Genomic DNA, 18329 nt, shown 5'->3' on the forward strand with positions numbered 1-18329 from the left:
AGGTTAGTGCGCCCCACGGGTCGCTGGGGTCACGGCGCGCTAGCGCTTGAGGCCATTGGGCGGTGTCACGTCCGCGCCGGGCGAGTCGGCGCCCTTGCCGGTGTTGCCCTCGGTCGAGGTGATCGCGTGGCCGCCGAACTGGTTGCGCAGCGCCGCGACGACCTTCATCGCGGGGGAGTCGTCCTGGCGCGAGGCGAACCTGGCGTAGAGCGCGGCGGTGATGACCGGCAGCGGGACCGCGTGGTCCACCGCCGCCTGGACCGTCCAGCGGCCCTCGCCGGAGTCCTGTGCGTAACCGCGGAGCTGGTCGAGGCGCTCGTCGTCGTCCAGCGCCCGGACCAGCAGGTCGAGCAGCCAGGAGCGGATCACGGTGCCGGTGCGCCAGCTGCTGAAGGAGCCCTTGACGTCCTTGACCACCTCGGAGGCCTCGAGCAGCTCCCAGCCCTCCGCGAACGCCTGCATCATGCCGTATTCGATGCCGTTGTGGACCATCTTCGCGAAGTGCCCGGCGCCGACGTCGCCCGCGTGGACGAAGCCGTCCTCGCCCTCGGGCTTGAGCGTCTCGAAGATCGGCATCAGCCGGTCGACGTTGGCTTGTTCGCCGCCGCACATGAGCGCGTAGCCGTTCTTGAGACCCCACACCCCGCCGCTCACGCCGCAGTCGACGAAGCCGATGCTCTTCTCGGCCAGCTCGGCGGCGTGTTTCTGGTCGTCCACATAGTGTGAATTACCGCCGTCGATGACGAGGTCGCCCGCGTCGAGCAACTCGCCGAGGTCGTCGACCGTGGTCTGGGTGGGCTTGCCCGCGGGGACCATGACCCAGACCGCGCGCGGCGTCTCCAGGCGCTCGATGAGCTCCTTCAGGCTGGCGACGTCGCTGATGGCCGGATCACGGTCGTAGCCGACGACATCGTGACCGCCGCGGCGCAGCCGCTCGGCCATGTTGCCGCCCATCTTGCCGAGTCCGATCATGCCGATCTGCATGGTGTCCTACCCCCTAGTCAGACTTCCATCATCCCCGATGACAGGGTCAGCCTGACAGTCGGATGGGCATGATCAGGTAACGGTAGTCCGTCACGGAACCGTCATCCACAGGCTTGCCACCGGTGAGGATAGCGGGCTTCGTCGATGTGGTCATCTGCAGCCGCGCCACGTCGCTGTCGATGGCCCCCAGGCCCTCCAGCAGAAACTGGTGGTTGAAGGCGATATTCATCTCTTCGCCCTCGTAGTCCACCGGCAGCGCCTCGACGGCCTGCGCCTCGTCGCCGCTGCCCGCCTCGAGCACGACCTCACCGCTCCTGAACGCCAGCCGTACGGGCGTGTTGCGCTCGGCGACCAGGGCCACGCGCTTGACCGCCTCGACGAACGGGCCTGTGGACAGATCGGCGCGCGCGGAGAACTCCGTGGGCAGCAGCGAGCGGTATTTGGGGAACTCCGGGTCGAGCAGCCGCGTCGTGGTCCGCCGACCCGCGCTGGAGAAGCCGATCATGCCCTCTCCGGTGCCGCCGGAGGAGCTGAGCGCGACCTCCACCTCGGCGCCGGTCGCGCCGAGGGCCTTGGCCGTGTCGGCGAGCGTCTTGCCGGGGATCATCGCGATGGCCGCGAAGTCGGGCTGCCCGGGCTGCCACTTCAGCTCGCGTACGGCCAGCCGGTAGCGGTCGGTCGCGGCGAGGGTCACGGTGTCGCCCTCGATCTCCATCCGTACGCCGGTGAGCATCGGCAGCGTGTCATCCCGGCCCGCGGCGACGGCGACCTGGCCCACGGCGGAGGCGAACACGTCGCTGCCCACCCGGCCCGCGGCCGGCGGCATGGCCGGGAGCGACGGGTAGTCCTCCACCGGCATGGTCAGCAGGGTGAATCTGGCGCTGCCGCACGTGACGACCGCCTTGGCGCCTTCCACCACGAGATCCACAGGCTGTGCGGGAAGCGCGCGGGTGATCTCGGCGAGCAGCTTGCCGGAGACCAGGACGACCCCCGGCTCGCCGGTGTGGAGCTCGAGCGTCACCTCGGCGGAGACCTCGTAGTCGAATCCGGACAGCTTGAGCCGCTGCTCCTCCGTGACCTCGAGGCGCATGCCGGCGAGTACGGGCACCGACGGGCGCGCCGGGAGGCTGCGTGCCGTCCATGCCACCGCCTCAGCGAGGACGTCTCGCTCGATTCGGAACATCACGGTCATCAGCCTCCTGGGTTCGTCGTTGATTCAAGTGTTCACTCTCCCGCACCTGAGTTCCGGGAGAACCCCTCTATGGGTCTTGAGTTTCTTTGTTAGAGAGATAAGAGGTCATCACACTAGGGGCTGTGGGAACTGTGGACAACCGGCGTTGTGGCTGGTCAGCGGCCGGATTTTCATCCACTGCGGGTGTGGGCGACGCCTGGGGAGAACTCGCGCGCCTGGGGATGGAGACTCTTCGCCCACAGGTCATCCCCAGATCTTGGGGTGTTCGTCCACGGGCTATCCACGGGGTTTCCACAGGTTGTCCACGGGGTAAAGGCACCCGGTCTGGAGCCCCCGATCGGCTGTACACACGCCGTCCCCAAGTCATCCACCGGTAGTCCCCAGGTTGTCCTCAGGATGTCCCCAGACTTATCCCCAGGGGCTGTGGGGGATTTTTTCGGGCATTGCGTGGCGAAGAGACGCGGCCTTTCGGCGTTTTCGCAGATCCACAGTGTTTTCCACAGGCTGTGCATGAAGCTCAGGCTCCGCGCGATGTCTGCTTGATACGCATTGTCAGCTCGTTGACCTGGTTGTACATCGACCTGCGCTCGGCGATGAGCGACCGGATCTTGCGCTCGGCGTGCATCACGGTGGTGTGATCGCGGCCGCCGAACTGCTGGCCGATCTTCGGCAGCGACAGCTCGGTGAGCTCGCGTACCAGATACATGGCGATCTGCCGGGCGTTCACCAGCGCCCGGCTGCGGGAGCTGCCGCACAGGTCGTCGATGCTGATCCCGAAATATTCGGCGGTCTGAGCCATGATCGTGGCGATCGTGATCTCCTGGCCGGAGTCCGCGGTGATCAGGTCCTTCAGCACCACCTCGGCGAGCTGCAGGTCCACGCCTTGCCTGTTGAGGCTGGCGAACGCGGTGACCCTGATCAGGGCGCCCTCCAGCTCGCGGATGTTGGTGGAGATGCGGCTGGCGATGTATTCGAGCACCTCGGGCGGCGCGGCCAGACCCTCCTGGATGGCCTTCTTCCTGAGGATCGCGATCCGGGTCTCCAGCTCGGGCGGCTGTACGTCGGTGATCAGGCCCCACTCGAAGCGGTTGCGCAGCCGGTCCTCCAGCGTGATCAGCTGCTTGGGCGCGCGGTCGCTGGAGATCACGATCTGCTTGTTGGCGTTGTGCAGCGTGTTGAAGGTGTGGAAGAACTCCTCCTGCGTCTGCTCCTTGCCCTCCAGGAACTGGATGTCGTCCACGAGCAGGATGTCGATCGCCCGGTAGCGGCCGCGGAACCCGTCGGCCTTGTGGTCGCGGATGCTGTTGATGAAGTCGTTGGTGAACTCCTCCGAGCTCACGTATCTCACCCGCGCGCCGTCGTACAGGCTCTGGGCGTAGTGCCCGATCGCGTGCAGCAGGTGCGTCTTCCCCAGCCCCGAGTCGCCGTAGATAAAGAGAGGGTTGTACGCCTTCGCCGGGGATTCGGCCACCGCCACGGCCGCCGCATGGGCGAAGCGGTTGCTGGCCCCGATGACGAATGTCTCGAATGTGTATTTCTGGTTGAGTCTGGCTGGTTCGCTGGGCTTGTTGCTCTTCGCTTCCCACCGGTTCGGTGGTTCCGGCGTTTTCTCCACAGGCGGTTGCGCCTGTTCAAAAGAGAAGCCCTGCTGTGGATATTCGGTGGATATCTGGGATGGCTCCGGCTGTGGAGAATAGAACTGCGGCGGCTCGGAAGCCGGGTTGTGCTGCGCTTGCGGGGGCTGTGCGTAACGCAGCTGACTCTCCACACCCTGGGGATAACTCTGAGTCACAGGCTGTTGATGAGCGTCGGTCGCCGGCTGTTCGGGCGCCGTGGTGTCGATCATCACGGCCAGTCGCATGGTCCGGCCGAGCTCCTGTGACAGCGCATGCGCCACGAGGGGGCGCAGTTTGCCCTCGATGAGGTCTTTGAGGAAGTCGTTGGGGACGCCGAGCACGATCGTGTCGTTGGCCAGCGCGATCGGGCGCACCATCGACAACCACGTGCGCTGCTGGATCGGCACGTTCTCGTTGAGGAAGTTGCGCAGGGCCCTCGCCCATACCGTGCCGAGGTCGACACCGTTCATGATGCGGCTCCCCCTCCTCCCTCTCGCGGCCCCCCGCGATCGTTTGTCCACATGGCGCGGCCGCCCAGGTTGACGTGCGACCCCTTCGTCCACAGCGTGGCGGCCGAGCTCCGTGCCCAGGTCCTCCACAGGAGATCCACAAGTTGTGCACAGCCTTTGGGCGCGTCCGGAAGGGCCGACAGTAGCCATGTGCACAGCTGTGTTCAAGACGTTGTCCACAGCCTAGTGGCACCCGGGTGCACATCCTGTGGACGCCCGCCGGGCGGTGGAAAAGTCGCCTGTGGAAAGGTGGATAACCCGCCCGGTTTGACCTGGGGCGTACTTCCCCCGTAACGTACGACGGTCGGCTTGTCACGCGACGGCTATTTCGCGTGCCCTCGCTTCCTTGGCAGGCCATCCATGTGTGTTTAAGCGCCCTTTGGGGCGCACCTTCAAGCCTGGAGCCCACCCGTGAGCAAGCGTACTTTCCAGCCGAACAACCGTCGCCGCGCGAAGACCCACGGCTTCCGGCTGCGGATGCGCACCCGGGCCGGTCGCGCCGTCCTCGCCGCTCGCCGCCGTAAGGGCCGCGAGAAGCTGTCGGCCTGATCGTCCCGCGCCCGATTGTTTGCCCGCCGGCGGTTCTCGCCGGCGGGCGTTAGGCGTATACGGTGCTGTCACGTCAATCCCGCATGCGACGCGGGGAGGAGTTCGAGGCGGCGGTCAGGCGCGGCAAGCGCGTGGGCCGCCCGACCCTTGTGGTGCATTTTGCCATTTCCGGGGAAGAGTCACCCCTGGTGGGTTTCGTGGTGAGTAAGGCCGTCGGTGGCGCCGTGACCCGGAACAAGGTCAAGCGGCGGCTCCGACACCTGATGCGGGACCGTCTCGACCGGCTGCCGCGAGGTAGCCTGCTGGTGGTACGCGCCAATCCACCGGCCGCGTCCGCGCGTTTCGAGCACCTGGCCGCCGAGCTCGATTCCGCGTTGGATCGTTTGCTCAGGCGGAGCGAGTCCTCGACGGGTGGACACAGATGACGGAGCAACCGCAAGGGATGACGCCGAGCCTCGCCGCTCGGGCGCTGATCATCCCGATCCGGTTCTATCGGGCCTTCATCGGCCCGATGCTCGGTCCACGCTGCCGTTTCTACCCGTCTTGTAGTGCGTATGGACTCGAGGCGATTGCCGTACATGGTGCATTGCGCGGCACATGGCTGACTGTCCGGCGCATCGGGCGGTGCCACCCATTCCATCCCGGAGGTATAGACCCGGTGCCCCCACGCCCGGTCCGGTCCCACGAAACGCAAGGGAGATAGCTCGGTGGAGCTGTCCTGGCTCAACTGGCTGTACACAGCCGTCGCCCAAGTCATCACCTGGATCCACACCGGATACAGCACGGTCCTCGACCCGAACAGCGGCTTGACTTGGGCGCTCACCATCATCACGCTGACCATCTTCATGAGGATCCTGATCTTCCCGCTGTTCCTCAAGCAGATGCGCTCGTCGCGAAAGATGCAGGAGCTGGCGCCGAAGGTCCAGGAGCTCCGCAAGCGCTACAAGAACGACAAGCAGCGCATGAACCAGGAGGTGATGGCGCTCTACCAGGGAGCGGGCGCCAACCCCCTCGGCGGCTGCCTGCCGGTCGTCGCGCAGTTCCCGATCTTCATCTCGATGTTCACCGTGCTCCGGGCGATCGCGGCGGACCAGCCGAAGTTCGGCATGACCCAGGCACTCGTCGACAGCGCCAAGCAGGCCTCCATCTTGGGCGCCCCGCTGCCCGCGACGTTCTTCGAGGCGCCCAGCGTCGGCGAGAAGATCGTCATCGGCTGCTTCGTCGCGGTCAGCTCGCTGACGACCTTCCTCACCGTCCGGCAGAGCGTCACCCGGTCCATGGCGCAGATGCCGGACAACCCCATGGCGCAGCAGCAGAAGATCCTGATGTACATCTCGCCGCTGTTCGCCTTCTTCAGCCTGAACTTCCCGCTCGGTCTGATCATGTACTGGGTGACCACCAACGTGTGGACGCTCGGCCAGCAGCACTGGTTCTACAGTCGGCACCCGATGCCGCAGTACGACGCCAAGGGCAACGTGATCCCCGTGCAGCCCAAGCCCAGCCTGATCGCCAAGCTCCGCAAGACCACGCCGGAAGAGCAGGCGCCTCCGCCGCCGCCGGAGCCTAAGATCATTAGGCAGCAGCCCAGCCGCCAGTCCCGCAGCAAGCGCACCGGCAGCAAGAAGTCTTGAACACGAAGGAGAGGCCGGCCATGACCGAGGCCGAGCAGGAGAAGGCTCCTGATCTCAATGCGCTCGAGCAGGAAGGCGAGATCGCTGCCGACTACGTCGAGGGCCTTCTCGACATCGCCGACATCGACGGCGACATCGACATGGACGTCGAGGGCGACCGCGCCCTGGTCTCCGTCGTGGGGCTCAAGGGTAATGAGCTGGTGGGGCCCGGGGGAGAGGTCCTGGAGGCGCTGCAGGAGCTGACCCGGCTGGCCGTGCACCGGCAGACGGGGGAGCGCTCCAGGCTGATGCTGGACGTGGCGGGCTACCGCGAGCGCCGGCGGGCCGAGCTGACCAAGCTCGGCACCGAGATCGCCAACCAGGTCAGGGAAGAGGGCGAGCCGAAGGCTCTGCACCCGATGACGCCCTTCGAGCGCAAGATCGTGCACGATGCCGTGGCGGCCGCCGGGCTCCGTAGCGAGTCCGAGGGCGAGGAGCCCCAGCGGTACGTGGTGGTCCTGCCCGCCTGAGGCGGGTCACGCCAGCCAAGCCGGCCGTCTGCCCGCCTGTGCGCGAGGCAGGCGGCCGTTTTCGCATTTATCACCTTTTATCCCTGTACGTCCACCAGAACAGGTGTATGGGCGCCTAAATCCGTTGTTAACGTTCCCGCGCCGACCCCAGTCGGGATCTTCTACGGCGCGCGCTGAAAGGTCGGCTTCACCTCGGCCCGCTAGTCTTCCCTTGTGATCTCACCTTTAGCCTTGGGTAGAGACCGTTCCTGAAGCTGCGGAGCCGGGCCATGACCTGGCACCACCACCTCGTCCAGACGTTGCCGAGCATGGGCCTCCAGCCCCAGAAAGGGCCACCGACCAGTGAGCGATGAGCTTCCGGCACCGCCGGACATAGCGCGGGACGTCTTCGCCGGAGAGGCTTGGGATCGTGCGAACACGTTCGCCGAGCTGCTGGCTGGTCCCGGCGTCGTCCGTGGGCTGCTGGGCCCGCGGGAGGTGTCCCGGATCTGGGATCGCCACCTGCTCAACTGCGCGGTCGTCGCCGAGGTCGTGCCGCCGGACGTACGCCTGGTGGACATCGGCTCCGGTGCCGGACTGCCCGGGATCGTGCTGGCGATTGTCCGGCCTGATATCACGGTCACGCTGCTGGAGCCGCTGCTTCGCCGTACCGTGTTCCTGGAGGAGTGCGTCGAGGCGCTCAAGCTCGACAACGTCGAGGTGCTGCGCAGCCGGGCGGAGGAGCTGGCGGGCAAGCGTGAGTTCGACGTCGCCAGCGCTCGCGCGGTGGCGCCGCTCGATCGCCTCCTGACGTGGGCCATGCCGCTGCTCCGCGAAGGTGGCGAGCTGATCGCCATGAAGGGGGAGCGCGCCGCGGGGGAGCTCGCCGAGGCGGAGCCCCAATTGCGGGCCAGCGGAGCCCGAACGGCCGAGCTTGTGACCGTCGGGCGCGGTAAGGTCGAGCCGCCTGCAACATTGGTTCGGGTGGTAGCGGGTCGCGCGCCGGAGCGAGCTAGGCGGCGACGAAGGAGGTGACGGTTGTGCCAGTCGCGTTAAGCGGTCTTGGCTGGCCGGACAGCCGTCCATTCGAGAGTCCAACCGGGGTTGGCTGGCCCGAAATGGGCGTGTCGCGACAGCGAATTCCCGGCACCGGCACACCACTGGTTGAAAGGATGGCCATCGTGACCCAGACCCCCCTGAACCCCGGTGATTCGCCGTTGGTACGAGAGGCGCTCAGCTCAGTGGTTTCACGTGAAACATCTGCAACCCAGACGGCCGTCCAGTCCGGCGAGACCCCCGGTGACGGCGGTGACACCTGGCCACGCCCGGCCAAATGCCGGGTGATCGCGGTGGCGAACCAGAAGGGCGGCGTAGGCAAGACCACCACATCGGTGAACATCGCCGCCGCGCTGTCCATGCACGGCCAGCGCGTCCTCGTGGTGGACCTGGACCCGCAGGGGAACGCCTCCACGGCTCTGGCCACCGAGCATCGCGGCGATGTCCCGGACGTCTATCAGGTCCTCGTGGACGACCTGCCGATGGCGGAGATCGTCAAGCAGGTCCCCGACATGCCGAACCTCTACTGCGCCCCGGCCACCATCGACCTGGCGGGCGCGGAGATCGAGCTCGTCTCTCTGGTGGCCAGGGAAGCCCGCCTTCGCCGGGCGCTGGCGGCGTACGATTCGATCGAGCTCGACTACATCGTGATCGACTGCCCGCCGTCCCTCGGCCTGCTGACGGTGAACGCCTTGGTGGCCGCCGACGAGGTCATGATCCCCATCCAGTGCGAGTACTACGCCCTGGAGGGACTCGGCCAGCTCCTCAGAAACGTGGACCTGATCCGGGCCCACCTCAACCCGACGCTGGACCTCTCGACCATCGTCCTGACGATGTACGACGGGCGCACCCGGCTGGCCTCGCAGGTGGCGGATGAGGTCCGGGCGCATTTCGGAGACACGGTGCTCAACGCGATCATCCCGCGAAGCGTGCGGTTGTCGGAGGCACCCAGTTACGGCCAGTCGGTGATGACGTACGACCCGGGCTCCAGCGGGGCCATGGCGTACATGGACGCCGCTCGCGAGATCGCCCACCGCGCGACCGTGGCCTGACCCCATCGCGCAGCTTTGGGCCGCGACAGTGGCCGAGTCGGCCGCGCGGCTTGGGCCGGCCTATCTCGCGGCCGTCCCTCCATCAGCCCACGACCGGCTCCTACCGGGCCGGACGGGAACCGTCGGCCGGTCTCCTTGCTGCCCATTGCCCGATGGGGCACAGGCGGATGTCACGATCTCATGCGACCGCGCCCGTGTGCTTATCCACCGCCAGCCACGAGCAGAGGCAGGCCGAGGAGCCGGGGAGTGGATGGCGCCGGGAGGACATTGGCCCACTCGGAGCACGCTCATTCACGGGTTTGGCAGATTTGTGATCGTGTCGGCGTAAATCCAACGGGGCGGTGTGTGGCGAGGGGGCACCGCGTCGGGCTCACGACGGTAACCTCTCCTGGAGTGACCGGAATCGACCGGGTGGATGAGGAGACGCAGTGAGTCAGCAGCGGCGGGGATTGGGCAAGGGGCTGGGGGCGCTCATCCCGACCGGTCCCATCGTTGACGGCACGGGGACGGTGGCGGCCCCGGCGAACGGTTCAACGGGGGAGACCGGCCCGAAGCCGATCGCCGGAGCGTACTTCAAGGAGGTCGCCCTAGCCGCGATCGTGCCGAACCCGCGCCAGCCACGCGAGGTCTTCGACGAGGAGCGCCTCGAGGAATTGGCGGCGTCCATCCGCGAGGTCGGCCTGCTGCAACCGATCGTGGTCCGGCCGGTCGGCGGTGGTCAGTACGAGCTGATCATGGGGGAGCGGCGCTGGCGCGCGTGCCAGCAGGTCGGCCTGGACCCGGTGCCCGCGATCGTCCGCAACACCCAGGACACCGACCTCCTCCGGGACGCGCTCATCGAGAACCTTCAGCGCGAGCAGTTGAACCCGTTGGAAGAGGCGGCGGCATACCAGCAACTCCTTGACGACTTCCAGGCAACCCATGAGCAGCTGGCCCAGAAGGTCGGACGCTCCCGCTCCCACATCACCAACACGCTCCGCCTCCTCAATCTCCCTCCCGAAGTCCAGCGCACGGTCGCCGCCGGAGTCATCAGCGCCGGCCACGCCCGAGCCCTCCTCGGCCTCAACTCGGCCGAGGAGCAGATGCAACTGGCGAAGCGAATCTCGGCGGAGCTCCTCTCGGTCCGAGCCGTAGAAGAGATCGTCGCCATGGGAAGCGCCAAGGCCGCCCAGAAGCCCCCCCGCGAGCGCCAGCCGTCCAAGCCCACCGCCCCCGGCCTGACCCATCTCGCGGACCGCCTCTCGGACCACTTTGAAACCAAGGTGAAGGTCGACCTGGGTCGCCGAAAGGGTCGCATCGTCGTGGAGTTCGCTACCATCGACGACCTTGAGCGCATCATCGGCACCATGGCCCCGGAGGCCGTCCGCGCCATGCGGGAGACAGAGGACTGACCCTGTTTCACGTGAAACCGTCCCCACCGCCAACCCGGGACCGGGGTCGGTCGTGACGGTCGATGGTTGTTTCACGTGAAACACGTGCGCTCTCACCGAGGGCGCTCAGGCGTTTCGGGGACGCCCTCCGGTCGATGTTTCACGTGAAACAGGAGGGCGTCCAACTCGCTGCCCGGGGATCGTAGACGTAGCTCCCCGAAGGTTGAACGCGGTCTGCGTCGTGTTTCACGTGAAACAGAGGCCGGGATGCGTGGGCGACTACATGGCGGCGGGCTCACGGATGCCGTCCTACATGGCGGCGGTCTTCCGGATGTCGTCGAGGAAGTCGTCCACGTGTTCCGGCGTGGTGTCGAAGGCGGTCATCCAGCGGACGATGCCCGCCGCTTCGTCCCAGTGGTGGAACAGGTAGCGCTGCCGGAGAGTCTCGGCGGCGACCGGTGGCAGGCTGGCGAAGACGGCGTTGGACTGGACGGGCTGGGTCAGCGACACACCAGCGATGTCCGCCAGACCGTCGGCCAGGCGGGTGGCCATCTGGTTGGCGTGAGCGGCGTTCCGACGCCACAGGTCGTCCGTCAGGAGGACTGAGAGTTGGGCGGAGATGAAGCGCATCTTCGAGGCGAGCTGAAGGGACTGGCGGCGAAGGAAGGGGACGGCGTCGGTCAGCGAGGGGTCGAGGACCACCACGGCTTCCGCCGCCAAGGCGCCGTTCTTGGTGCCGCCGAAACTGAACACGTCCACCCCGGCGTCCGTCGTGACGGTCTTCAGGTCGCAGTCGAAGTGGGCTGCGGCGTTCGCGAGTCTGGCGCCGTCCACGTGGAGGCGTAGGCCCGACGCGTGCGCCGCGTCGGCGAGGGCGGCGATCTCGGCGGGGGAGTAGCAGGTGCCGAGTTCTGTCGCCTGGGAGATGGAGACGACCGTCGGCTGGGATTCGTGGGGGTTCCCGATCCCGCCCAGGCGGGACTTGATGTCATCCGGGCGGAGCTTGCCGTCCGTGGTGGGGGCCGTCATCAGCTTCACGCCGAGCAGGCGTTCCGATGCCCCGGCTTCATGGGTGGCGATGTGGGCGCTGTCGGCACAGATGATGGCGTCGAAACGGCCGAGCATCAGCGCCAGGCCGACCATGTTGGCGCCCGCTCCGTTGAGCACCGCGAAGCCCTCCGCGCCCGCACCGAACACCTCCTTGGTCTTCTCCTCGAACGCCGAGGTCCACCGGTCGTCGCCGTAGGCAGGTGCGTCTCCTTGGTTCGCCGCGGCTATGGCTTCGAGAATGGTCGGGTGCATGCCTGCGTGGTTGTCGCTGGCGAAACTCTTTGGGTACATCGAATCGATCAGCACACCGTAAGGCTACTTTCACCGCATCCGGCGGCTGCGAGCCCTCCCCAGCGGGCTCACAGTCGAGTTCGGCGCCCGACCCGCGCCCTGCGTGCGGCGTGCCCCGTGCAGAGTGCGCCGGGGGACTGGCGGGCGGTTAGGCGTGGAAGCGGGTGGCGGCGTTCTGGAGGAGGGTGCGGCAGAGGTCGCCCAGATCCTGGCCGGCTGCTTCGGCGGCCATCGGGAGGAGCGACGTCTCCGTCATCCCCGGGGCCACGTTGACCTCAAGGAAGTGCGGGATGCCGGCGGCGTCCACGATCAGGTCCGTACGGGAGATGTCGCGTAGGCCGAGAGCGGTGTGGGCCGTCACGGCGGTTTCCGCGCAGGCCGCGGCCGCCTGGGCGGAGAGGCGGGCGGGCGCGAAGAACTCCGTGTGCCCGGCCGTGTAGCGAGCCGCGTAGTCGTAGACGCCCTCGTCCGGGACGATCTCCACGGCGGGGAGGGCCACCGGGCCGTTGCCGAAGTCCACGACCGAGACCGCCACCTCCACGCCCTCGACGTACCGCTCGATCAGCGCCGTGTCGCCGTAGGCGAAGCAGCCGACCATGGCGGCCGGGAGCTCCTCCGCAGTGCGTACGATCGAAGCCCCCAACGCCGAGCCGCCTCGGGCGGGCTTGACGAACAGGGGCAGGCCCAGGTGCTCCACGATGCGCCCCAGCACCACGGTGGCGCCCAGGTCGTGGAACGTCTCCTTCGGCAGCGTGACCGACTCGGGCGTGTGCAGGCCGACCGAGCGGACCACGGCCTTGGCGGTGGGCTTGTCGAAGGCCACCCGGCAGGCGTCCGGGTCGGCGCCCACGTAGGGGACGTTGAGGAGCTCAAGTACGGAACGGATCGCGCCGTCCTCGCCCGCACCACCATGGAGGGTCACGAACACCGCGTCCGGCGGGTCCGCGAGGATCGAGGGCACCAGGGAAGCGTCGGTGTCTCGGGCCTCTACGTCGACGCCGGCGGCACGCAGCACCTCGCTGACTCGGCGACCGGAGCGCAGAGACACCTCTCGTTCATAGGAGAGGCCCCCGGCCAGCACGAGCACGTGGCCCAGATCGCTCATCACATCTCCTCCGCTGATCGCACGCGTCCAACCGTACCGGCGGCGGGGGCCGGCGGTGTACGAGAGGTATCCCAGTGTCCCAACTGACATGCGACGAGACGTGACGGTGGCCGGCGTCCTCGCAGGAGAACGCCGGCCACCCTCGAAAGCGCTAGGCCAGATCCGGCCCCGGTGTGTCCACCCCCTGGTGGTCGCGTGCCGAGCTGGTCCCGAACGTGTCCCGCAGCTGCATCTCCTGCTCGATCACCCCAGCCAGCCGCCGCACCCCTTCCCGGATGCGATCCGGCTCAGGGAAGCAGTACGACAGGCGCATGTGCCGGGCCCCGCTCCCGTCCGAGAAGAACCCGGTCCCCGGCACGAACGCCACCCGTTCCGCCACCGCCCGCGGCAGGATGGCCTTCGAGTCGAGCCCGTCGGGAAGGGTCGCCCACACGAAGAACCCCCCGGCGGGACGGGTCCACGTGACCTCGGGCGGCATCAGCGCTTCGAGAGCGTCCAGGAGGGCGTCGCGCCGCTCACGGTAGAGCTCCTTGAACGACTTGATCTGCTCCCGCCACGGCTGCGTGGTCAGGTATTGACCCACGGCCAGCTGCGTGAACGAGGAGTGCGACAGGACGGCCGACTCCATGGCCAGCACGAGCTTGTCGCGGATGGCGTGCGGGGCCAGGGCCCAGCCGACGCGGAAACCGGGGGCGAGCGTCTTGGAGAACGATCCCAGGTAGACCACACCGTCGGGGTTGTCGGCTCGCAGGGCACGCATGGGCTCCCCGTCGAAGCCGAGCAGTCCGTACGGATTGTCCTCGATGACGAGCACCCCGGCCCGCTGGCAGATGTCGAGCACCTGTTGCCGGCGGGCGATGTTCAGGGTGACGCCGGCGGGGTTCTGGAAGGTCGGGATCGTGTAGAGGAACTTGATGGGCGCCCCGGCCGTCTCCAGCGCGTAGATGGTCTGGGCCAGGGATTCGGGCACGATGCCCTGATCGTCCATGGCGATATGGACCACTTTGGCCTGGTAAGCGGCGAACGTACCCAGTGCCCCCACGTACGAGGGGCCCTCGGCGAGCACCACGTCGCCCGGGTCGATGAAGATCCGGGTCATCAGGTCGAGGGCCTGTTGCGAACCGACGGTGACGACCACGTCGTTCGCCCCGGCGTTGATCCCCTCCAGCCGCATGACCTCGCAGATCTGCTCGCGCAGATGCGGATCGCCCTGACCGGAACCGTACTGCAGCGCGACGGGACCGCGCTTGGTGACCAGGTCGGCGACCAGCTCGCCGACCATGTCGAGGGGGAGCGCCGTGACGTACGGCATGCCGCCCGCGAGCGAGACCACCTCGGGCCTCGACGCGACGGCGAAAAGAGCTCGGATCTCGGAGGCGACCATCCCGGTAGCTCGCGCGGCGTACCGATCGACGTATGCGTCGATGCGCGACCCTTGGGTCGCGGGTGTCTGACCGTGATCCTGCTCTTCCGTCACGGCCCACCTCCTTGGTGTCATATCGGACTGAAATACCAGATTACGCCAGCCGGACATGTCGTTAGTGACCTGGCTCGACCGTCGTGGTGTCCGCTGGCGACATCTTCACTGGGCTACGATGCCACCTGTGGACGCGGTTTTCGCGCGCTTTTCCGGGTCAACGATAGGGGCCGTAGTTGTCGCGCCGGCTGGTCAACATAACCCTGGACAATCTTGAAGATCTGCCGCACCGCTGCCGACGGTGCGTGTTCTGGGAGCTCGATCCCGTCAGCGGCGAACGCGCTGTGCAGTCGGGCGATCCGGGGCTGGAGAAGGAAGCCTGGATCTCCGGCACGCTGCTCGAATGGGGTAGTTGCGGGAAAATTGCCTACGTTGACGGGGTGCCCGCGGGGTTCGTCCTTTACAGCCCGCCGCTTTACAGCCCACGTTCCGTGGCTTTCCCCACCTCGCCGGTCAGCGCCGACGCGGTGCTGCTGATGACGGCGCACATCATTTCGGAGTTCTCAGGTGGTGGGCTGGGGCGGATGCTGATTCAAGGAGTGGCCAAAGACTTGACACGGCGCGGGGTGAAGGCTATAGAAGCTTTTGGCGACCTCAAGTGGGAAGAGCCTAGTTGCGTAGTTCCGGCGGAATACTTGCTTTCTGTTGGTTTTAAGACTGTTCGTCCACATTTGCGATTCCCGCGGCTCCGGCTGGAGCTCAAGACCGCCGTCTCGTGGCGTGAGGACGTCGAGGTGGCTTTGGAGCGGCTCCTGGGGTCCATGAGTCCGGAACGCGCCCTACGTCCCGTCTGACGGCCACTCAGGGCCCGAAGGAGCCGTACAAGGCCGCCCGTACCCGCCGGGCCCGCGCATAACGACGCGTACCGACGCCACGATTGCCGGACAAACGCGAAGGCCCCCCGCATGAAGCGGGGGGCCTTGCCGTGGGAAGCGCGTCGTAAAGAACGCACAGCCGCGCCGGAGGGCGGGCTAGATGATGCCCTCGAGGTCGCGCAGCAGCATGGCCTTCGGCTTGGCGCCGATGATCTGCTTCACGAGCTCTCCACCCTTGTAGACGTTCATCGTCGGGATCTGGAGCACACCGTACTGGCGCGGAACCTCAGGGTTCTCGTCGATGTTGAGCTTGACGATCTCCAGCTTGTCGCCGTGCTCGCTGGCGATCTCCTGCAGGATAGGCGCGACCTGACGGCACGGGCCGCACCACTCTGCCCAGAAATCGACCAGCACGGGCTTGTCGCTCTTGAGGACGTCGGCTTCGAAAGTGGCGTCGGTGACAGCCTTCACGGTGCGCTCCTTACTTTTCGGTGTTGGTCAGCCAGCGCTCGGAGTCGAGCGAGGCCGAACAGCCTGTGCCGGCCGCGGTGATGGCCTGGCGGTAGATGTGGTCGACGACGTCACCCGCGGCGAACACGCCGTCGATGTTGGTCGCCGTGCTCGGTGCGGCCACCTTGATGTAGCCGTTCTCGTCGAGCTCGATCTGCCCCTTGACCAGCTCGGTGCGGGGGTCGTGGCCGATGGCCAGGAACAGCGCGTCCGTGGCCAGCTCGCACTCCTCGCCGGTCTTGACGTTGCGCAGCTTCACGGCCTCGACCTTGGTGTCGCCCATCACGTCGACGACCTCGGAGTCCCACACGAAGCGGATCTTCTCGTTCGCCAACGCGCGTTCCTGCATGATCTTGCTGGCCCGCAGCGAGTCGCGCCGGTGCACCACCGTCACCATGCGGCCGAACCGGGTCAGGAACGTGGCCTCTTCCATCGCCGTGTCGCCCCCGCCGACCACCACGATGTCCTTGTTGCGGAAGAAGAAGCCGTCACAGGTCGCACACCAGGACACGCCGTGCCCGGACAGGCGCTTCTCGTTCTTCAGGCCGAGCTCGCGGTAGCCGGAGCCCATGGACAGGATGACGGACTTGGCGTAGTAGGTCTCGCTGTGGGTCTTGACGACCTTGGGGTTGGCCTCCAGGTCCACCTCGACCACGTCGTCGGCCACCAGCTCGGCGCCGAACCGCTCGGCCTGCTTGCGCAGGTTGTCCATGAGGTCGGGGCCCATGATGCCGTCGGGGAAACCGGGGAAGTTCTCCACGTCGGTGGTGTTCATGAGCGCGCCGCCGGCGGTGACGGAGCCCTCGAAGACCAGCGGCTGGAGCTCGGCGCGCGCGGAGTAGACGGCCGCGGTGTAGCCAGCTGGGCCGGATCCAATGATGATCACGTTACGAACGTCGCTCAACGCTCCACGCCTTCCTCTTTGCTGTTGCCATCGGCGTCAACAGATCCTAGGCCGCTGAGATTCCCTGCCCTACTTCCCCCGCCGCTTACTGGGCCCAGGCAAAGCGAAAGAGCCCGCCGAAGCGGGCTCTTTCGAACACTTTTCCTACCAGCGACCCAGAGCGGGTTTACGCAGGTTCTTGCAGTTGAACGGATCGACGACGTCGATGCGCAACTGCTGGGTGGCCTTGTCCTTCCAGGAGGCGACGATGAGGGCCTCCTGACCGTTGTACTGGCCCTGGTCGACCGCGTACGTCGGGAGCTTGGACCGGCTCACCACCCGGCTGACGCACTTTTCGACCTGGCCGTCGTCGGTGGAGCCTGGACCCAGCATGCGCGTGAAGCCGAACAGGCCTTCGAGCGGCTGACGCAGGTCCTGGTCGCTGTAGTTGTGGCCGCTGTCGGTCAGCCCGTAGAGCCTGGCGCGCTGGCCGACCTTGGGCGGGGACTCGGGCTTGGACTCGGGCTTGGCCGCGATATCGCCACTGCCACTGCTGGTACCGCCGTCTCCGCCAGCGGCGAGCAGGCTGGTCGAGGCCACGGCCGTGCCCACCACGACGGCGGCCGCCGCGGCGGCCACAGCGGGCAGTGCCCACCGGCGCCGTCGCGAGGTCCGGCGCCTGGCCGGGACGATGGTGCCGTCGTCGGAGACCACGCCGAGGCGCACGGGCTCGTCTGCCGAGTCCTGGTCCAACCGCGCCGGCTCAGAGATGGCCCGGTCGAACCGCGCAGGCACCTCGACTGGCTGCTCCCACGGGACGTCCCGCATGAGCTCATCCCAGTCAGGTGTTTCCGCGAGACCCACACCTCCGCCGCGCCGGGACTCCGCCTCCGCGGCCAGCGCCTTGTCGATGCGCAGTGCGACACCCATCGGCATGGCCGGTGTGGGGGTCGCCGCGAGCACCTCGCGAACCGCCGCCAGGTCTGCCAGTCGCTCCCCGCAGGGGTCGCAGACCGCGAGATGCTCGCGGACCTGGCGCGCCGTGCCGACGTCCAGGAGACCCTCGGCCAGCTCGGCCAGGATTTCCAGATCGTAGTGCGTATCACCCGTCACGAAGTTCTGCTCCCTTCGCGGATGAGACGCGATTGAAGTCTGTTCGGTTCCGCAGATGCGAAAGAATCGGGGCAAGTTTCGCGCGTCCTCGTGCGCACCGGCTCTTCACCGTCCCGCTCGGCACCTGGAGCACCTGAGCTGCGTCTTCGACCGAATAGCCCATCATGTCGACGAGCACCAGCGCCGCTCGCTGGTCGTTGGGTAGCAGTTTCAGCGCGGCCGAAACCTCCATCGAGACTTCTCGCTCGACGGTCTGGTCGGGCAGCGGGGTCTCTCGCTCGGCGGCCTCGATGAGCTCGTCGTCGGCGACCGGTCTGACGGATTTGCGGCGCATCCGGTCGAGGCAGGCGTTGACCACGATGCGGTGCAGCCAGGTCGTGACGGCCGCCTCGCCGCGAAACGTGGCGGCCTTGCGATATGCGGAGACGAAGGCGTCCTGCACGGCGTCGGCGGCCTCGTCGGGGTCACCGAGCGTACGGAGAGCGACCGCCCACATACGGTCGCGGTGCCTCTTGACGATTTCGCTGAAGGCGTGTGGATCCCCGTTGATGTGCGCGGTCAGCAGCTCGGCGTCTGTGATCGCCGGCCGCTCCGCTGCTGAGGGTGTCTCGGGTGGGGAGTTCACAAGAGGGTTTCCT

The 18329-nt window shown here is 67.1% G+C and carries 19 protein-coding genes; 9 read left to right on the top strand and 10 right to left on the bottom strand.

Annotated features, from left to right (window positions below):
- Positions 1-39: 39 nt before the first annotated feature.
- The 3 genes from gnd to dnaA all read right to left on the bottom strand — a co-directional run bounded on the left by gnd (position 40) and on the right by dnaA (position 4262).
- Positions 40-984 (bottom strand): phosphogluconate dehydrogenase (NAD(+)-dependent, decarboxylating), encoded by a 945-nt coding sequence (gnd, locus tag ACFLIM_RS39585; protein ID WP_393173963.1) that lies wholly within the window; start codon positions 982-984, stop codon positions 40-42.
- Between the two features lie 46 nt (positions 985-1030).
- On the bottom strand, positions 1031-2170 hold the full coding sequence (dnaN, locus tag ACFLIM_RS39590; RefSeq protein ID WP_393174100.1) for a DNA polymerase III subunit beta: 1140 nt from the start codon (positions 2168-2170) through the stop codon (positions 1031-1033).
- Positions 2171-2693: 523 nt separating this feature from the next.
- Positions 2694-4262 carry a chromosomal replication initiator protein DnaA gene (dnaA, locus tag ACFLIM_RS39595; protein WP_393173965.1) on the bottom strand — a complete coding sequence of 523 codons (1569 nt, stop codon included), beginning with the start codon at positions 4260-4262 and terminating at the stop codon, positions 2694-2696.
- A gap of 450 nt (positions 4263-4712) precedes the next feature.
- Here dnaA and rpmH point away from each other — a divergent pair, with 450 nt between their 5' ends.
- The 8 genes from rpmH to ACFLIM_RS39635 all read left to right on the top strand — a co-directional run bounded on the left by rpmH (position 4713) and on the right by ACFLIM_RS39635 (position 10468).
- On the top strand, positions 4713-4850 hold the full coding sequence (gene rpmH, locus ACFLIM_RS39600) for a 50S ribosomal protein L34 (protein ID WP_090937838.1): 138 nt from the start codon (positions 4713-4715) through the stop codon (positions 4848-4850).
- Positions 4851-4912: 62 nt separating this feature from the next.
- Positions 4913-5275, top strand: a complete 363-nt coding sequence (gene rnpA / locus ACFLIM_RS39605; protein WP_393173967.1) for a ribonuclease P protein component — start codon at positions 4913-4915, stop codon at positions 5273-5275.
- A 17-nt stretch (positions 5276-5292) separates the two neighbouring features.
- Positions 5293-5553: a membrane protein insertion efficiency factor YidD gene (gene yidD / locus ACFLIM_RS39610; protein ID WP_393174102.1), complete on the top strand. Its 261-nt coding sequence runs from the start codon at positions 5293-5295 to the stop codon at positions 5551-5553.
- Between the two features lie 4 nt (positions 5554-5557).
- Positions 5558-6481, top strand: a complete 924-nt coding sequence (yidC, locus tag ACFLIM_RS39615) for a membrane protein insertase YidC (RefSeq protein WP_393173969.1) — start codon at positions 5558-5560, stop codon at positions 6479-6481.
- 20 nt (positions 6482-6501) lie between these two features.
- Positions 6502-6990, top strand: coding sequence for a Jag family protein (locus tag ACFLIM_RS39620; protein WP_393173971.1), 489 nt, complete (start codon positions 6502-6504; stop codon positions 6988-6990).
- 342 nt (positions 6991-7332) lie between these two features.
- A complete protein-coding gene (rsmG, locus tag ACFLIM_RS39625) occupies positions 7333-8004 on the top strand; it encodes a 16S rRNA (guanine(527)-N(7))-methyltransferase RsmG (protein ID WP_393173973.1) in 672 nt (223 codons plus the stop codon).
- A gap of 137 nt (positions 8005-8141) precedes the next feature.
- Complete coding sequence (locus tag ACFLIM_RS39630; protein WP_393173975.1) at positions 8142-9077, top strand: ParA family protein; 936 nt, start codon at positions 8142-8144, stop codon at positions 9075-9077.
- Between the two features lie 428 nt (positions 9078-9505).
- A complete protein-coding gene (locus ACFLIM_RS39635; protein WP_393173977.1) occupies positions 9506-10468 on the top strand; it encodes a ParB/RepB/Spo0J family partition protein in 963 nt (320 codons plus the stop codon).
- Positions 10469-10756: 288 nt separating this feature from the next.
- Here the strand turns inward: ACFLIM_RS39635 and ACFLIM_RS39640 are convergent, their stop codons facing one another.
- From ACFLIM_RS39640 to ACFLIM_RS39650, 3 genes are all read right to left on the bottom strand, one after another.
- The gene (locus tag ACFLIM_RS39640) at positions 10757-11788 is read right to left on the bottom strand and encodes a threonine aldolase family protein (protein ID WP_393174104.1); all 1032 of its coding nucleotides are present in this window, start codon (positions 11786-11788) and stop codon (positions 10757-10759) included.
- A 148-nt stretch (positions 11789-11936) separates the two neighbouring features.
- A complete protein-coding gene (locus ACFLIM_RS39645) occupies positions 11937-12893 on the bottom strand; it encodes a D-alanine--D-alanine ligase family protein (RefSeq protein ID WP_393173979.1) in 957 nt (318 codons plus the stop codon).
- Between the two features lie 151 nt (positions 12894-13044).
- Positions 13045-14277, bottom strand: a complete 1233-nt coding sequence (locus ACFLIM_RS39650) for an aminotransferase-like domain-containing protein (protein ID WP_393174106.1) — start codon at positions 14275-14277, stop codon at positions 13045-13047.
- A 269-nt stretch (positions 14278-14546) separates the two neighbouring features.
- Between ACFLIM_RS39650 and ACFLIM_RS39655 the strand changes: the two genes are divergently transcribed.
- On the top strand, positions 14547-15164 hold the full coding sequence (locus tag ACFLIM_RS39655) for a GNAT family N-acetyltransferase (RefSeq protein WP_393173981.1): 618 nt from the start codon (positions 14547-14549) through the stop codon (positions 15162-15164).
- Between the two features lie 177 nt (positions 15165-15341).
- Here ACFLIM_RS39655 and trxA read toward each other — a convergent pair whose 3' ends face one another.
- From trxA to sigM, 4 genes are all read right to left on the bottom strand, one after another.
- Entirely contained in the window at positions 15342-15656 is a 315-nt protein-coding gene (trxA, locus tag ACFLIM_RS39660) for a thioredoxin (RefSeq protein WP_393173983.1), read from the bottom strand.
- A gap of 10 nt (positions 15657-15666) precedes the next feature.
- The gene (gene trxB, locus ACFLIM_RS39665) at positions 15667-16599 is read right to left on the bottom strand and encodes a thioredoxin-disulfide reductase (RefSeq protein WP_393173986.1); all 933 of its coding nucleotides are present in this window, start codon (positions 16597-16599) and stop codon (positions 15667-15669) included.
- Between the two features lie 144 nt (positions 16600-16743).
- Positions 16744-17691, bottom strand: coding sequence for an anti-sigma factor family protein (locus ACFLIM_RS39670; RefSeq protein WP_393173988.1), 948 nt, complete (start codon positions 17689-17691; stop codon positions 16744-16746).
- Positions 17681-18316 (bottom strand): RNA polymerase sigma factor SigM, encoded by a 636-nt coding sequence (gene sigM / locus ACFLIM_RS39675; RefSeq protein ID WP_393173990.1) that lies wholly within the window; start codon positions 18314-18316, stop codon positions 17681-17683. The genes ACFLIM_RS39670 and sigM overlap by 11 nt, the downstream gene beginning before the upstream one ends.
- Positions 18317-18329 lie beyond the last annotated feature (13 nt).

Source organism: Nonomuraea marmarensis (genome assembly GCF_043197025.1).
In the GTDB taxonomy this organism is placed as follows: Bacteria; Actinomycetota; Actinomycetes; order Streptosporangiales; family Streptosporangiaceae; genus Nonomuraea; species Nonomuraea marmarensis.

Bases quoted from the DNA above. Each gene is read 5' to 3' on its own strand.
- yidD (WP_393174102.1), top strand. From the start codon at position 5,293: ATGACGCCGAGCCTCGCCGCTCGGGCGCTGATCATCCCGATCCGGTTC.
- gnd (WP_393173963.1), bottom strand. From the start codon at position 984: ATGCAGATCGGCATGATCGGACTCGGCAAGATGGGCGGCAACATGGCC.
- ACFLIM_RS39620 (WP_393173971.1), top strand. From the start codon at position 6,502: ATGACCGAGGCCGAGCAGGAGAAGGCTCCTGATCTCAATGCGCTCGAG.
- ACFLIM_RS39630 (WP_393173975.1), top strand. From the start codon at position 8,142: ATGGCCATCGTGACCCAGACCCCCCTGAACCCCGGTGATTCGCCGTTG.
- ACFLIM_RS39640 (WP_393174104.1), bottom strand. From the start codon at position 11,788: ATGTACCCAAAGAGTTTCGCCAGCGACAACCACGCAGGCATGCACCCG.
- dnaA (WP_393173965.1), bottom strand. From the start codon at position 4,262: ATGAACGGTGTCGACCTCGGCACGGTATGGGCGAGGGCCCTGCGCAAC.
- ACFLIM_RS39645 (WP_393173979.1), bottom strand. From the start codon at position 12,893: ATGAGCGATCTGGGCCACGTGCTCGTGCTGGCCGGGGGCCTCTCCTAT.
- ACFLIM_RS39650 (WP_393174106.1), bottom strand. From the start codon at position 14,277: ATGGTCGCCTCCGAGATCCGAGCTCTTTTCGCCGTCGCGTCGAGGCCC.